This window comes from Amycolatopsis sp. NPDC003731 (assembly GCF_053586895.1).
Genome location: NZ_JBSFNC010000013.1, coordinates 96,478 through 110,195, shown reverse-complemented (window position 1 = coordinate 110,195; position 13,718 = coordinate 96,478). Strand labels below are relative to the sequence as shown.

Below are 13,718 nucleotides of genomic sequence, written 5' to 3'. Positions count from 1 at the left end.
GTCGCGAATGACTCATTCGGGACGTCGGAGGTCGCGAATGAGTCATTCGCGACCTTGGGGAGGCATCCCGACTGGGCCGCTCAGCTGCTCAGCGTGAACGCCCGGTCGGTGGCCGACCAGGCGGCCCCGATCACGCCCGCCGTCTCGCCCAGCTCGGACAGCACGATCGGCAGGTTTCCGGTGGCCAGCGGCAGCGAGCGCCGGTACACCGCGCTGCGGACCTCGGCGAGCAGCTGGTGCCCGAGCTGGGCCACCCCGCCGCCGATCACCACCATGCCCGGGTTGATGAAGCAGACCAGCGAGGCGATGACCTGGCCGAGCCGCCGTCCGCCGTCGCGGATGAGGTTGACCGCGCCGGAGTCGCCGGCCGCGGCGGCGCGGCCGACGTCACGCGCCGTCACCGCCCCGCGCTCGGCGGCCGCCTCGGCCAGGTGCGCCGACCGGCCGCTGCGAGCCAGGGCCAGCCCGTCGCGGGCGAGCGCGGCCCCGCCGAAGTAGGCCTCCAGGCAGCCGACCTCGCCGCACGCGCAGGTCGGGCCGAAGTCGTCGAGCCGGATGTGCCCGATGTCGCCCGCCGTGCCCGCGACCCCGCGGTAGACCTTGCCGCCGAGCACGATCCCGCAGCCGATCCCGGTGCCGATCTTGACGAACATCAGGTCGTCGGTCGAGCGCGCGACCCCGGCGTGCCGCTCGCCGAGCGCCATCGCGTTGACGTCGTTGTCCACCGCGACCGGGCAGCCCCACAGCCCGCCGAGGTGGTCGCGGACGTTGAACCGGTCCCAGCCGGGCATGATCGGCGGCGCGACGGCCATGCCTTCGGCGAAGCTGACCGGCCCCGGCAGCCCGATCCCGGCGGCGATCAGCCGGCCGGGCGCCTCGTCCCGGACCTTCGCGGCGAGCTCGGCGACCCGCCGCAGCACCGGGTGCGGGCCTTGCCGCACATCGCAGTCCTCGACGGCGTGCGCGAGCACCTCGCACGAAGCATCGGTGACGGCCACGCCGACCGACGTCGCCCCGACGTCGACCGCGAGCACCCGCAGTTCCCCCGCGAGCCGGACGAGCGTGGACCGCCGCCCGCCCCGGCTGGCCGACGGCCCGGCGGCTTCGACGAGCCCGACCTCGGCCAGGCGGGCGACCTCGGCGCCCACCCGGGCGCGCGGCAGTTCCAGGCGCTCGCCGAGTTCGACCCGCGACATCGGGCCGTCGTCGCGGAGCAGGGTGAGCAGCCGGGTCTGGTGCCGGGTTTCGACCATCGACTGCTCCGGGGTGGATACCGTGCTCATTCGCTTCAGCGTACTGGTGCGCGGCGGCCCGCCGATCCGCCCGGCCGTGGCTGGTGGGGTGCGGGTGGGGGTCACCCGGACCGGTGCGATCGGCGGCGATCCCGTTCATCGGCCGGGCTTCGGGGGCAGCCTCCCGCCATCGCAAACCGGCTCTACGACAGGAGGATCACCATGCGACGGATCACGGCCGCGCTGGGTGCGTTGGCGTTGACGACCGGAGTCCTCATCGGCGCTTCGGCGGCCGCATCGGTACCGGCATCGGCAACGACATCGGCATCGGCATCGGCTCAGGCGGAAAGCGTCCCGGCGGAGAGGTGCATCGGCAGCTCGCTCGCGATGTTCGCCACGACCGCGTTGTGCGTGGTCCCCCGGACCTACCCGATCCTGCTCATCCCGGCAACCTGAGGCGGCCGGCGGGCGGGTGCCGAGCAAGGTGGACCCGGCACCCGGCCCGCCTCCGCGGGTCGGCGAGTGCCGGTCGGAAGCGCCAGGCGCAGCCCCGCTCGGCGCGGGCGCCGGACGCCGGTGGCAGCGGGCCAGCCACCTGATGCGTGGCGGGCAGCCGGGGCCCCTCACCGCGGACCAGCCATCCCGCGCACGGCAGACCACCGGCGCCACCCACCGCGAACCAACCACCCGATACGCGGCAGGCCAGCCGAGGCCGCTCGCCGCAAGGCGGCCACCCGAGTGCAACGGGGCAACCGGCACCGGCCAATCACCCGAGGCACAGCAAGCCACCGGCGCCACCCACCGCGAACCAACCACCCCACGCGCGGCGAGCCGGCCAAGCCGATCCAGTACCGGCAGCCGCCTCATCGCACCGGCAGCGGGAAGTCCGGCAGCACCAGCGCCGAGTGCTCCGGCCGAGCCGTGGCCGGCGGTGCCGTGGTCAGCCCCCGGAGCGCGGCGTTGCGGGCCTCCAACGCTTCCGCCGTCGCCGGGAACAACGTCGCCTGGCCCGCACTCACCAGCGCCTGGTTGGCTTCCACGAAGCCGCGCAACCGGTTCTCGTACGCAGCGAACGCCGCCATGTGGTCCGGGAACACCGCCAGCGCGTGCGCGAGGACGTACGCGCCCACCAGGGCGAGGCTCGTGCCCTGGCCCGTCAGGAACGATGGTGCGTGGGCCGCGTCGCCGGCCAGGACGACCCGGCCCGATGACCAGCGGGGCATGTGGATCTGGCTGATCACGTCGAAGAACAGGTCGTCGGCCTCGCGCATCGCCGCCACCATGCGCGGGATCTCCCAGCCGTCGCCGGCGAAGGTGCGGGCGATCAGTTCTCGCTGGGCCTCCGGGTTGCGGAACGCCTCGAGCGGCGGCTCCGGCCGGGCCGAGACCAGGAACCCGTGCACCTCTTCACTGTCGAGGACCGCGTACAGCGCCGCGCCCTTCCCCGGCTTGCTCCACGCGAGCCCCTCCCGGAACAGCCCGAAGTCGTTGGGCATGGTGAAGCCCGCGAAGCAGTAGCCGAGGTAGTGGTGGAACGGTGCCTCGTCGCCGAAGACGAGCTCGCGGGTGCGGGAATGCAGGCCGTCGGCGCCGACCACCACGTCGTAGGTGTCCCGGTGACCGCTGCGGAACGTCACCTCGCCGTCGTCGGTGAGGGTCTCGATCGTGTCGCCGAAGCGGACCTCGACGTCGTCGCGCACCAGGTCGAACAGCGTGCGGATGAGGTCGCCGCGGCGGATCTCGAGGTCTTCGCCGTCCGCACCCCCGATGATCGCTTCCGGGGCCAGCGACGCGATTTCCGCACCGTCGGCGTCGAGGAACGTCAGCCGCCGCGTGGAGATGTGCAGGTCCTGCAGGCGCGGGAGGATCCCCATCCGCTCGACGACGTCCAGCGCCGTGCCGCGGACGTCGATGGGATAGCCGCCGGTCCGGAGTCCGGCCGCCTTTTCCACGATGGTGACGGCGAACCCGGCCCGCCGCAGCCAGAAGGCCAGCGCCGGACCGGCGATGCTGGCACCCGAAATCAACACTCGCTTCATGACGCCTCCGATAGCTAAGTTAGGTATCCAAATCCGGGGTGCGACAATGCTCGTGATCAACCCCCGACCAGACCGACTATATACCTAAGTTAGCTATCTAAGAGGTGTGATGGCCGACACAGAAGCCGGCGACCTGCGTGCCGTGCTGCCCCGGCTCATGCAGCTGGGCAACCTGATGAACCGCAGCGGCCTCGGCGAACGCGCGATGCGGCGGATCGGGGCCGACCTCGACCGGCCCGGGCTGTCGATCATCCTCGCCCTGCACATGACCGGGAAGGCGCTGCGCGTCGGCGAGATCGCGGACCGGATGCAGGTCGCCGGGCCGCACGTCACCCGGCACCTGCACGTGCTCGAACGGCGGCAGCTCGTGCGCGGCCTGGCCGATCCCGACGACCGGCGGGCCCGGCTGGTCGAGCTCACCCCCGACGGTGCCGAGATCGCCGACCGCTACATCTCCACCCTGCTCGGCTGGTTCGACGACGCCCTGTCCGGCTGGGCACCGGAGGACCGCCGCACCTTCTACGACCTGCTCCTGCGGTTCACCGACGACCTCGCGGCCTTCCTGTCGGCGACCGCCGAAGAGGAGTGAGCGATCAGTGCCGGGCGAACTGCCGTGACGTCGGCTGGCCGACCCCGGGCTTGACCGGCAGGGGGTCGAGGACCAGCCGTTCACCGTAGACGTCGGTGATCGCGACCGGCCCGCCGCACCCGGCGCCGTTCTCCGACAGGAAGTAGTTGTAGTCGGTGCGCTGCAGGCGTTTCCAGCTGCCGCCGACGCCAACTTCCAGCCGGGCCACCGGATTGCGGTGGTCGAGCACCTGGATCCCGCACCAGTACCGGGACGAGCCGTCCTTGTAGCGCAGGGAAATCTGCTTCGGCGACGGCGAGCTCACCAGCTTCCAGGTGACCGGGATTTCGCCGAGGTTGCGCGCCCCGAGGCGGTCGAACGCCTCCGGGTTCAGGTCCACCTGCCCCACCCGGCACGGCGCCGGGCACAGGTTGGTGATCCGCACCGTCACGCTCGCGCCACCCGCCGCCTGGACCTGGACGTAGGCCCCGCACGCCTGGGCGCCCTCGAAGTCGGCGACGTTCATCGCCGCGTTCAACGGATCCGGGCTCGCGTCGAACCCGCACGCGCCGGTGCCGTCGGTGTCGTAGAAGGTGGCCACGCCGGAGTGGGACACGCCCGGCTTGATCCGCCCGGCGAGCGGCGCGGCCGCCGACGTCGGAGCCGCGGCACCGGACGACGTCGAAGTCGTCGCGGGCGGGGTCGTGGTGGTGGCCGGGGTCGAAGCCGGCGGCGTGGTGGTGACGGCCGTGCTCATCGCGGGGGCGGCGTCCGCCCGGTTCGCCGCTTCGGCCGGTGCGCTGCCGCCGGTCCGGGTCGCGACCAGGACGACGACCGTCGCGGCCACCACGAGCAACGCCACGATCGCCCCGAGCACCGCGCGTCCGCGCACCGCACCTCCCGCACCGCCGGACAGTCCACAACAGACCGCACCCGAGGGTCAGCCGGGCGGTGTGCACGCTAACACAACCGCGGCCGGTTCAGGAGACCGTCCACACCTGGCTCGCGGCGCCCGTCCCGCCGAGCTGGACGACCGGCGCCCCGTTCGCCGTCGAAGACCCGGACACCCCGATCGTCAGGCCGCTGCCGGCGTTCACCAGGACGTACTGGCTGCCGGTGAGGCTGCCCACCAGATCCGCGGCCCACTGCTGGCCGGCGCCGCCGGTGCAGGTCCACTGCTGCAGCTGGACTCCGCTCGCGCTGGACCCGTCCGGCACGTCGAGGCACAGCCCGCTGTTGACGTTGACCAGCGTGAAGACGTTGTCGGCGACCTTCGTCAACCGCCACTGCTGGTTGGTGCCGCCGTGCGCGGGCCACTGGATGACCTTGCCGCCGGTCGCGGTCGACGCGCCCGAGGCGTCCAGCACCTGCGAGCTGCCGGCGTTCTTCAGCACGTGCGTCCCGTCGCCGGGCAGCCCCGCGTTCGCCGACCACGTTCCCGCGTCGGCGTCGAGGTTCCAGCTCGGGTACTGGCCGAGGTTGACCGTCGTGCCGCGGATCGTGAGCGGCAGCCAGATCAGCGGCGAGTTGCCCATGGCGTTGCCCGTCCAGCGGTCGCCCGCGTAGAGGTACGTGGTCGCCGCGCTGCCCTGGACGGTGATGATGTTGGCGGTCTGGCTGTTGTAGGTGTTCGTGCCGGTCGCCGCGAAGGTGCGGAACGGCGACCACGGCCCGGCGAGCGACGTCGCGGTCGCGTACACGTTGTCGTTGGTGGCCCACCCGGTCAGGTGCGAGGCCAGCAGGTAGTACGTCCCGCCGACCTTGACCACGGCCGGGGATTCGTAGTTCGGCAGCGTCGCCACCGCGCTCGCCACCGACGTGTAGTCCGCGGACAGCCGGTAGATGCGGAGGGTGCGGCCGGCGTTCTCGCTCAGCAGGTAGCCGGTTCCGTCGGTGTCCTGGAACAGGCCGATGTCGCGGCCCTGGTTGCCCAGCGGCTGGAAGCTCCCGCGGTAGCTGTACGGGCCGCAGGGCGTCGGGCTGGTGGCCACCCCGACCCGCTGGTCGGAGTAGCTCGTGCTGTCGATGTGCAGGTACATCACGTACGTCCGGGTCGCGGCGTTGTAGAGGACCTTGGGCCGCTCGACGATCCGGTTCGGGCCGAGGTCGCCACTGCTCTGCTTCGCCAGCGCGATCCCCTGGTGGGTCCAGTTCGCCAGGTCGGTCGAGGTGTAGCAGGGGATGTCCTGGAAGGCGGTGTTCGCCGTGGTCTGGCCCGTCTTGTCCTCGCCGAAGCCATACCAGGTGTTCCCGGCCTTGACGATGCCGAGGCCGTGCAGCTGCAGCGGGCGGCCGGCGGTGTCGGTGCGCGTGACGCCGAGGGTGAACGTGTTCGCCGCCGCGTGCGCCCGGTCCGCGGGCACCAGCACGCCGGCCAGGACGGCGAGCAGGACGACGAACAGAGCGAACGGCTTCGGGACCTGGTGCGCTGAGCCGGACATCGGTGTCCTCTCCACGGGTGGTCGAACCGGTTCGCCGGATCGACTCGCCCAGGATAGTAGCCGGACCAAGGCAGAAGCTGGGAAAATTACACCAGCATCGCCGACGCCGTCGAATCGGTTCGAGGGAAACCGGTCACAGGTTGCGCAGTACGATCTGCAGGTTGTGCGCCACTTCCTGCGTCAGCGGGTCATCGGCTCCGAACGCCTTCAGCGCCGCGTGGTACGCCGCCTGGAGGGTGACCGCGGCGGCCTGCTTGTCACCGGTCATGTAGAGCGCGGCCCCCAGCGTCTTGGCGGTGTCGATCGTGTCGGGGTGCCGCTCCCCCAGTTTCCGGGTCCGGCGGCTCACCACGTCCCGCAGGACCGGCAGGCCCTCGTCCCACGCCCGCAGCACGGACAGGGTGCAGCCGAGGTTGTGGCCGTACTTCAGGGTTTCCGGGTGGTCGGGCCCCAGCGCCGACACCGCCCGGCGGCGCGCCTCCCGGTGGCTGACGGCGGACTCGGGCAGCCGCTCCCGCCGGAACTGGGTGGAGCCGAGCAGGTCGAGCACGGCGAGGGTGCCCGGGTGGTCCGGACCGGCCGCGGTCTCGCAGTCGGCGAAGAGGGAAGTCAGGCTGAGCTCCGCCGCGGCGAACTGGCCGGCGTCGAACATCGCGCCCGCGGCCCGGGCCCGGCGTTCGAGGTCGGCGGGCAAGGCCCGGGGGCGCTTGGAGAACAGTCCCATCCGTATGTCCTTTGCAGACGTCTCAGCCGGCTTTGCCGAGGAGGTCGTCGAGGGACCGGCCCTCCGCCGGCCCCATTTCGGCACCGAGCGGGACACCGAGCTTCTCGGCCAGGTCCCGCAGCCGCAGATCGATCGCCGCCTCGGCCAGGTCGGCGAACTCCGCCATGGTTTCCCGCAGCCGGCTCCACGCCGTGAGCAGCACCCCCGCGGCGACCAGCAGCGCCGGCCACCACAGGACACCGGGAACGAGGTACAGCAGTCCCCAGCCGGCCAGCGTCGCGGCCTCGGCGTAGCGGGTGCGGACGTCGGTGATCGGGCGTCTCGCGTCTTCGTCCAGCAGGAGCCACAGCCTGGGCCACACCAGGGCCGCGCTGACGTAGTACTGCGCCCGGACCCGGACTTCGAGCAGCCGGGCCCGGTCGCCCAGCCAGGTCGGCCGCTGCGGCAGGTAGGCCGGTACGACCGGGGTGCCGGCCCGGTCCGCGGCGGCCAACGCCCGGCTCCGCCGCGACCACCGGGTCCGCTGGAGCAGCCCGCCGGTCAGGAACCGTTCGCGCAGGCACCAGCGTTGGACCAGCCTGCCCAGGCCACCGGCGGCGGTGCCGGCCAGTCCGGCGGCGGCGAGCACCACGGCCGCGAGAACGACCAGCCGCGCGGGCCGGGCGGAGAACTCGGCCCGGGCGGACAGCCGGGAGAAGGCGAACGGATGCCCGTGCCCCAGCGTGGACGCGGCGACGACCACGGCGACGAGGAGCAGGCCGGGCAGCAGGATCGCGGTGACCCAGCGGTTGCCGAGCCGCTTGCCCACCTCGGTCAGGAAGCCGGTCACTTCGGCCGCATCGAGGCGTCGAAGGCCGCGCAGCGCGGCGGGTGGCCGTTCTCGTCCCGGGTGGCCACCCGGGCGCACCGGTCGAGCGGGCAGCCGTACTCCCCCGCGCCGACGCCGGGCGCGCGGCCCCCGCCCGGCAGCGCCGCGATCCCGAGCGCCGGCCGGTCCGCCCAGCTGCGCGGTGCGCCGTCGGGCCCGACCGGGCCCCACTTCTTGAGCGCGGTCTTCGCCGGACCGCCCTGTTTCACCCGATCGGCGTCGCGGTCGAGCCGGTCGAGCACCCCGCTCCGGCGCGCCGCCGTCCGCAACTCGGGCAGCAGCAGGCACCACAAGGCCAGGTGATCGGCTTCGGAGTCCACCGCGCCCCCTTCCGACGTCGGACGATCACGGAGTCTAGCCATCCGCACTACCATCGGTGGCCAACCGGTCGCGAGGGGGCGCCAGTGTTCGGGCGGCGGAAAGGGCAGGCGGACGACGATTTCGTCGGCGGCGCCCTGTGGGAGGGCAAGGGGTGGCTCGCCACCTTCGAGGAGTCCGGCGACCTCGCCGCCCTCGAGCAGGCGATCGCCGCGGGCACGGCCGCCTTCGAGCGGTGCGCCCCCGACGCGCCCGAGCGGCCCGCGACCCTGATGTTCCTCGGTGACGCGCGGATGCGGCGGCACCAGGCCACCGGTTCGGTGCCGGACCTCGGCCGGGCCCTGGAGCACTACCGCGAACTGCTGCCGCTCGTGCGGGCGGACCAGCCCGATCTGGTCCCGTTCTCGCTGGCCGCGATCGCCGAAAGCGCGTTGCGGCTGGGCGTGCTCACCGGCGACCGCTCCCGCGCCGAGGAGTCGGTGCTCGCCACCCGGGAACTGCACCTGCTGGCCGGGTCGACCGGCGCCGTCCACCTCTTCGGCCTGGTGAGCGAGCTGCTGGAGCGGGCGCTGGTGGCGCTTCCGGCCGATCATCCGGACCGCGCGGCGATCGGGGCGCTGCGCTGCACGGCCCTGATCCACCACATCGAGGCCACCGGCGACGTCGCCCTCCTCGGTGCCGCCGAGGAGGAGATCGACCGGGCGCTGCAGCGGTGCCCGCCGGACGACGGCAACCGCCGTCCCTTCCTCACCGTGGCGGCCGACGTCCGCCGCCTCCGGCACGACCACGAGCGGACCCGCGCCTCCCTCGACGCCTTCCTCGAGGCCGAACGCCAGGTCCTCGACGTCTACCCGCCGGGGCACCAGGTCTGGACGATCACCGTGCACAACATCGGCCGGCTGTACCGCGAGCGCCACGAGTCGACCGGCGACGTCGCCGACCTCGACACGGCGGCGCACTACCTGCGGCAGGCCGTCGAGCACGCGCCGGACGCGGAACTCCGCGCCGCGGCCGAGCGCGGGCTGGCGAGCGTGCTGGAGGCCCGCGGCCCGGTGCGGCAGTACGAGCCGCCGCCCGGCGTCACCCTGGAGTACGTCGCCGGCCCCGAAGAACCGCGGAGCACGCCCGCCGAGGTGGCCGGCGACCCGGCCGAGCTGGTGCGCCACGGAAACCGGCTCTCCCGCCTGCTCGGGGAGTACCAGCAGACCCGCGACCGCGCCCTGCTGGACCGCATCTGCGCCGACGGCGAGGCCCTGCTGGCCGCGGTGCCGTCCGGGCACCCGCGCCGGTGGCTGATCGAGACCCGGCTGGGTCCCGCGCTCATGCTCCGCTACGAGCTCACCGGCGACCGCGCCGAGCTGGACGCCGCGATCGACCTGCAGCGCGCCGCGATCGGCCGTCCCGTGGACGGCCCGGCCGACGTGCTCGAGGAGTTGGGCAACCTCGCCGCCGCGCTGGTCAACCGGTTCCTGCGGGATCGCGACAGCGCCGATCTCGACGAGGCGGTCACGCTCACCCGCCGGGGCGTCGAGCTCGACGACGCCCACGGCACCACCAGCCTGCACATCCTGGGCAGCGCGCTGTTCTACCGCTACAGCCACCTCGGGCGGCGGCACGACCTCGACGAGGCGATCGCCGTCGGCGAGCGGGCGGTCGCGACGGCCGGGCCCCTGCGGATCGCCAACGCCCGGGCCAACCTCGGCAACCGGCTGCGGCAGCGCTTCCTCGCCACCGGCGAGCCGGCGGACCTCGACGCGGCGATCGACCACCTCGACGCCGCACTGCGCCAGGAGTACGACGTCCACGCCCTGCTCAACGCCGGCCTCGCGCTGAGCGACCGCGGGCAGCTGCGCACCGGCCGGCAGGACCTGCTCGACGCCGTCACCGCCTTCACGGAAGTCCGCGCGGCGACGAGCGAAGAGGCGCCGCTGCACACGATCGCGCTCCAGGGCCTCGCCGAGGCCTACACCGCGCTCGGCCGTCCGGACGACGCCATCGCGGTCCTCTCGGCCCTGCCGGAAGGCCGGTCGTTCGACCGGATGCGCGCCCTAGTGACGCTCGCGGAGCTGCGCGCCGGGCGCGGTGACGACGCGGGCGAGGTCGCCGACCTCTACGAGCAGGCCGTGGAACTCCTGCCGCAACTGGTGTGGCGGGGGCTGTCCGCGACCGACCGCGGGAAGCTCGTCGCGCAGTGGCCCGGGCTCGCCGGGGACGCGGCCGCGGCGGCACTGGCCGCGGGCCGGCCGGAGCGGGCGGTCGAACTGCTGGAGCACGGCCGTTCCCTGTGGTGGAGCCAGGTCCTGGACCGCCGCGCCGACCTGACCGGGCTGCGGGCGGCCCACCCCGAGCTGGCCGACCGGCTGAGCGCCGTGGACCCGGACGCCCCGGACCGGCGGGCCGCGGCGGCCGAGTGGGACGCGGTCGTCGCCGACATCCGGACCCGGCCCGGGTTCGCCGGCTTCCTGCGTCCGACGCCGTTCGCGGAACTCGCGAAGTCCTCGGCGGCCGGTCCGATCGTGCTGGTGAACGTCAGCCGGATCCGCTGTGACGCCGTCGTGCTGACCCCGGACGGCAGCCACGTCATCCCGCTCGACGGCTTGACCCACGCCGAAGCGCACGACCGCACCCAGGCCTACCTCGCCGCGACCGCGCAGAAAGGCACCGGCGGGCTTTCCTCCGGGCCGCGGGAGCAACTGCTGCTGGGTTACCTGGAATGGCTGTGGGACACCGTGGCCGAGCCGGTGCTCGACGAGATCCGGGTCCCGCCCGGGTCGCGCTTGTGGTGGTGCCCCACCGGTCCCCTCGCGCTGAGCCCGCTGCACGCCGCCGGGTACCACGACCCGGACGACGAGCCCGGCCGGACCGTCCTCGACCGCGTGGTCTCCTCCAGCACCCCGACGATCAGGGCGCTGCGGCACGCCCGCCGCCCGGCGCGGCCGGTCCCGCACCGGCCGCTCGCCGTCGCCTGCGAGCGACGTCCCGCCTACGTCACCGGCCTGCCCGATCTGCCCGGCGCCGTCCACGAAGCCGAGATGGTCAGCGTGTTCGCCGCCGGCAGCGCGATCCTGGCCGGCGCGCAGGCGACCGTCCGGAATGTGACGGAGCGGCTGACGGAGTACTCGTGCGCGCATTTCGCCTGCCACGGTGGCACGACCCCGGACGGCGAAGCCGCGCTGTTCCTCGCCGACGGCCCGCTCACCACCACCGGCATCAGCCGGCTCGATCTCGAAGACGCCCATCTGGCGGTGTTGTCGGCGTGCCACACCGCGATGCCCGACGCGGCCGCGCCGGACGAAGCCGGCCACCTGGCCGCGGCCCTCCAGATCGCCGGGTTCCGCCAAGTGGTCTCGACGTTGTGGGCCATCGGCGAAGAAACGGCGGCCACCGTCACGGCCGGCGTCTACGGATCCCTCGCCCGACCGGACGGCACCCTCGACCCGGCGGGCACGGCCGCCGCCCTGCACGCCGTGGTGAAGCGGCTGCGGGACGAGTCGCCCTACGAGCCGGGCAAGTGGGCGCAGTTCGTCCACTTCGGACAGTGAACCGGCGGTACCCCGTTTCCCGGGCGTTTCCCGGCGCGTCGGTAATTGACTTTCAAGAAACGACGGCGATCGGCGAAATATGTGCCGGAGAAGATTGACTCTTACGGACGGGAAAGATCGGCGCTAGGGTCGTCCTCGCCCTGGCGACGCTCCCGCTTGCCCATTCCGTGAAATCCGCTCCGCACCCCGGCGCAGCCCGAAATCCGGGTGCCGCGCGCCGTTGTCCTGTCTCCGACCGCCCCCGAGGACCTGATCGATGTCAGTGCAGTTACCCGCCCGCTACGTCCTGCCGGTCGCCGTCGTCGTCACCGGTGCGGGGTGGTGGTGGCTGACGACCGAGGCGTCGGGGGCGGACCGGACGCTGGTGGCCTGGTACGGCGGGGTGACCGCGGCGGTGGTGTGCGCCGCGGTGACGCTCGCCGCGCACTTCGCGCAGGTTGCGCGCCGGTACCGGGGCCGGATCGAGGCACTGGACGCCCAAGCCGTCCGGCTCGCCGACGACACGGTGCCCGCCCTGGTCCAGCGGGTGCGCGACGGCGCGTCGGCGGACACCGCGCTCGCCAAAGTGCCGGACTCGGTCGCCGGGGCCCACCGGCGGTTGCTGGACACGGTCGCGCAGGAGATCAGCCGGGGCGAGCGGATGCGCGCGGCCACGATGGCGGCCTGCGCCAACGCCGCCGGCCGCGTCCAGGCGCTGGCCACCAGCATGCTGGCCGACCTGCGCGAGATGGAAGGCCGCCACGACGAAACCGTGCTCGGCGATCTGCTCGAACTGGACCACAGCACCGCGCAGGCGGGCCGGCTGGCGGACAGCATCGCCGTGCTGACCGGAGCGCGGTCCGGCCGGCGCTGGACCAAGCCGATCGTCATCGAGAGCATCCTGCGCGGCGCGATGGGGCGCATCAGCGCCTACCAGCGGGTGCGGACGCACTCGACCAGCACCGTCGCGGTCGCCGGGTACGCCGCCGAAGGCGTCATGCACGCCCTGGCCGAACTGATGGACAACGCCACGAGCTTCTCCCCTCCCTCGGAGGACGTGCACGTGTACGTCGAGGAGGTGCAGGCGGGGGTGGTGGTCACCATCGAGGACAGCGGCCTGGTCATGGGGCCCGCCGCACTGGAGCGGGCGGTGCGGGCGGTGTCCGCCGAGCCGCTGGACCTGACCACGCTGTCCGGGACCCGGCTGGGCCTGGCCGTGGTGGGGTGCCTGGCCCGCAAGCACGGCCTGACCGTGCACTTCCGGCCGTCCGCGCGGGGCGGCACCGGCGTGGTGGTGCTGATCCCGCGGCTCCTGATCACCCAGGCCGAACCGGACACCCCGCCGGTCGTGCCTCCGGTCGAGAAGCCCGAACCAGTGGCCGTGGCCGCCGCATCAGTGTCCACAGTGGAGAGTTCATCGCCCGGGCTGCCGCAGCGGCGCCGCGGGCAGACGCTGGCCGCCGCGCCCAAGCCGCCGCCACCACCGGCGCCGAGTCCCGCCCCCGCCCGGGCCGACGCCGGCGCGAAGTTCAGCGCGTTCCACGCGGCCGGCCGGGGAACCCGCCCTTCTGCTTCCTCGGAGGACAGCCGATGAACACCACGGACCACGACCTGGACTGGCTGCTGGAGAACCTCCGGAGCAAGACGCCGGGCACCCGGCACGCCCTGGTGCTGTCCAAGGACGGCCTCAAGCTCTGCCACACCCGCGGGCTCACCGTCGACCAGGCCGACCAGCTGGCCGCCATCGCCTCGGGCATCCAGAGCCTGGCGTACGGCACGTCCATCGAGTTCGGCGACGGGACCGGCGGGGTGCGCCAGTCGATGACCGAGTTCCACGGCGGGATGCTGTTCATCGTGGAAGCCGGCGAAGGCGCCCACCTCGCCGTGATCGCCGACGACGACGCGGACGTGGGCCTCATCGGCCACAACATGAACGAGCTCGTCGAGCAGCTCGGCGAGTATCTGACCGCGCCGGCCCGCCCCCAGCAGCCGACGGCGGCCGGGTGA

Annotated in this window: 12 protein-coding genes; 5 read left to right on the top strand and 7 right to left on the bottom strand. The window is 73.4% G+C overall.

What is annotated here, in order from left to right; translation table 11 throughout:
- Nucleotides 1-80 precede the first annotated feature (80 nt).
- Entirely contained in the window at nucleotides 81-1,253 is a 1,173-nt protein-coding gene (locus ACWDN5_RS08445; RefSeq protein ID WP_396136904.1) for an ROK family transcriptional regulator, read from the bottom strand.
- A 201-nt stretch (nucleotides 1,254-1,454) separates the two neighbouring features.
- Here ACWDN5_RS08445 and ACWDN5_RS08440 point away from each other — a divergent pair, with 201 nt between their 5' ends.
- Complete coding sequence (locus ACWDN5_RS08440; protein WP_449675513.1) at nucleotides 1,455-1,688, top strand: hypothetical protein; 234 nt, start codon at nucleotides 1,455-1,457, stop codon at nucleotides 1,686-1,688.
- A gap of 407 nt (nucleotides 1,689-2,095) precedes the next feature.
- Here the strand turns inward: ACWDN5_RS08440 and ACWDN5_RS08435 are convergent, their stop codons facing one another.
- On the bottom strand, nucleotides 2,096-3,271 hold the full coding sequence (locus ACWDN5_RS08435; RefSeq protein ID WP_449675511.1) for an FAD-dependent monooxygenase: 1,176 nt from the start codon (nucleotides 3,269-3,271) through the stop codon (nucleotides 2,096-2,098).
- 109 nt (nucleotides 3,272-3,380) lie between these two features.
- Here ACWDN5_RS08435 and ACWDN5_RS08430 point away from each other — a divergent pair, with 109 nt between their 5' ends.
- The gene (locus ACWDN5_RS08430; RefSeq protein WP_310969741.1) at nucleotides 3,381-3,860 is read left to right on the top strand and encodes a MarR family winged helix-turn-helix transcriptional regulator; all 480 of its coding nucleotides are present in this window, start codon (nucleotides 3,381-3,383) and stop codon (nucleotides 3,858-3,860) included.
- A gap of 4 nt (nucleotides 3,861-3,864) precedes the next feature.
- Here the strand turns inward: ACWDN5_RS08430 and ACWDN5_RS08425 are convergent, their stop codons facing one another.
- The 5 genes from ACWDN5_RS08425 to ACWDN5_RS08405 form a co-directional block, all read right to left on the bottom strand.
- Nucleotides 3,865-4,731, bottom strand: coding sequence for an expansin EXLX1 family cellulose-binding protein (locus ACWDN5_RS08425; RefSeq protein ID WP_449675509.1), 867 nt, complete (start codon nucleotides 4,729-4,731; stop codon nucleotides 3,865-3,867).
- 88 nt (nucleotides 4,732-4,819) lie between these two features.
- Complete coding sequence (locus tag ACWDN5_RS08420; RefSeq protein WP_449675507.1) at nucleotides 4,820-6,280, bottom strand: RICIN domain-containing protein; 1,461 nt, start codon at nucleotides 6,278-6,280, stop codon at nucleotides 4,820-4,822.
- A 133-nt stretch (nucleotides 6,281-6,413) separates the two neighbouring features.
- Nucleotides 6,414-7,004 carry a tetratricopeptide repeat protein gene (locus tag ACWDN5_RS08415; protein WP_449675505.1) on the bottom strand — a complete coding sequence of 197 codons (591 nt, stop codon included), beginning with the start codon at nucleotides 7,002-7,004 and terminating at the stop codon, nucleotides 6,414-6,416.
- Between the two features lie 22 nt (nucleotides 7,005-7,026).
- Entirely contained in the window at nucleotides 7,027-7,833 is an 807-nt protein-coding gene (locus ACWDN5_RS08410; RefSeq protein ID WP_449675504.1) for a hypothetical protein, read from the bottom strand.
- Nucleotides 7,830-8,192: a hypothetical protein gene (locus ACWDN5_RS08405; RefSeq protein ID WP_449675502.1), complete on the bottom strand. Its 363-nt coding sequence runs from the start codon at nucleotides 8,190-8,192 to the stop codon at nucleotides 7,830-7,832. Before ACWDN5_RS08405 ends, ACWDN5_RS08410 begins: the two co-directional genes overlap by 4 nt.
- An 84-nt stretch (nucleotides 8,193-8,276) precedes the next feature.
- Here ACWDN5_RS08405 and ACWDN5_RS08400 point away from each other — a divergent pair, with 84 nt between their 5' ends.
- The 3 genes from ACWDN5_RS08400 (at nucleotide 8,277) to ACWDN5_RS08390 (ending at nucleotide 13,718) form a co-directional block, all read left to right on the top strand.
- Nucleotides 8,277-11,732, top strand: a complete 3,456-nt coding sequence (locus tag ACWDN5_RS08400) for a CHAT domain-containing protein (RefSeq protein WP_449675500.1) — start codon at nucleotides 8,277-8,279, stop codon at nucleotides 11,730-11,732.
- Nucleotides 11,733-11,988: 256 nt separating this feature from the next.
- Nucleotides 11,989-13,305 (top strand): sensor histidine kinase, encoded by a 1,317-nt coding sequence (locus ACWDN5_RS08395; RefSeq protein ID WP_449675498.1) that lies wholly within the window; start codon nucleotides 11,989-11,991, stop codon nucleotides 13,303-13,305.
- The gene (locus ACWDN5_RS08390) at nucleotides 13,302-13,718 is read left to right on the top strand and encodes a roadblock/LC7 domain-containing protein (protein ID WP_310969733.1); all 417 of its coding nucleotides are present in this window, start codon (nucleotides 13,302-13,304) and stop codon (nucleotides 13,716-13,718) included. Before ACWDN5_RS08395 ends, ACWDN5_RS08390 begins: the two co-directional genes overlap by 4 nt.

Excerpts from the sequence above, each read along its gene's own strand:
- ACWDN5_RS08395 (WP_449675498.1), top strand. The coding sequence starts at position 11,989 with ATGTCAGTGCAGTTACCCGCCCGCTACGTCCTGCCGGTCGCCGTCGTC.
- ACWDN5_RS08415 (WP_449675505.1), bottom strand. The coding sequence starts at position 7,004 with ATGGGACTGTTCTCCAAGCGCCCCCGGGCCTTGCCCGCCGACCTCGAA.
- ACWDN5_RS08420 (WP_449675507.1), bottom strand. The coding sequence starts at position 6,280 with ATGTCCGGCTCAGCGCACCAGGTCCCGAAGCCGTTCGCTCTGTTCGTC.
- ACWDN5_RS08390 (WP_310969733.1), top strand. The coding sequence starts at position 13,302 with ATGAACACCACGGACCACGACCTGGACTGGCTGCTGGAGAACCTCCGG.
- ACWDN5_RS08435 (WP_449675511.1), bottom strand. The coding sequence starts at position 3,271 with ATGAAGCGAGTGTTGATTTCGGGTGCCAGCATCGCCGGTCCGGCGCTG.
- ACWDN5_RS08430 (WP_310969741.1), top strand. The coding sequence starts at position 3,381 with ATGGCCGACACAGAAGCCGGCGACCTGCGTGCCGTGCTGCCCCGGCTC.
- ACWDN5_RS08440 (WP_449675513.1), top strand. The coding sequence starts at position 1,455 with ATGCGACGGATCACGGCCGCGCTGGGTGCGTTGGCGTTGACGACCGGA.
- ACWDN5_RS08445 (WP_396136904.1), bottom strand. The coding sequence starts at position 1,253 with ATGGTCGAAACCCGGCACCAGACCCGGCTGCTCACCCTGCTCCGCGAC.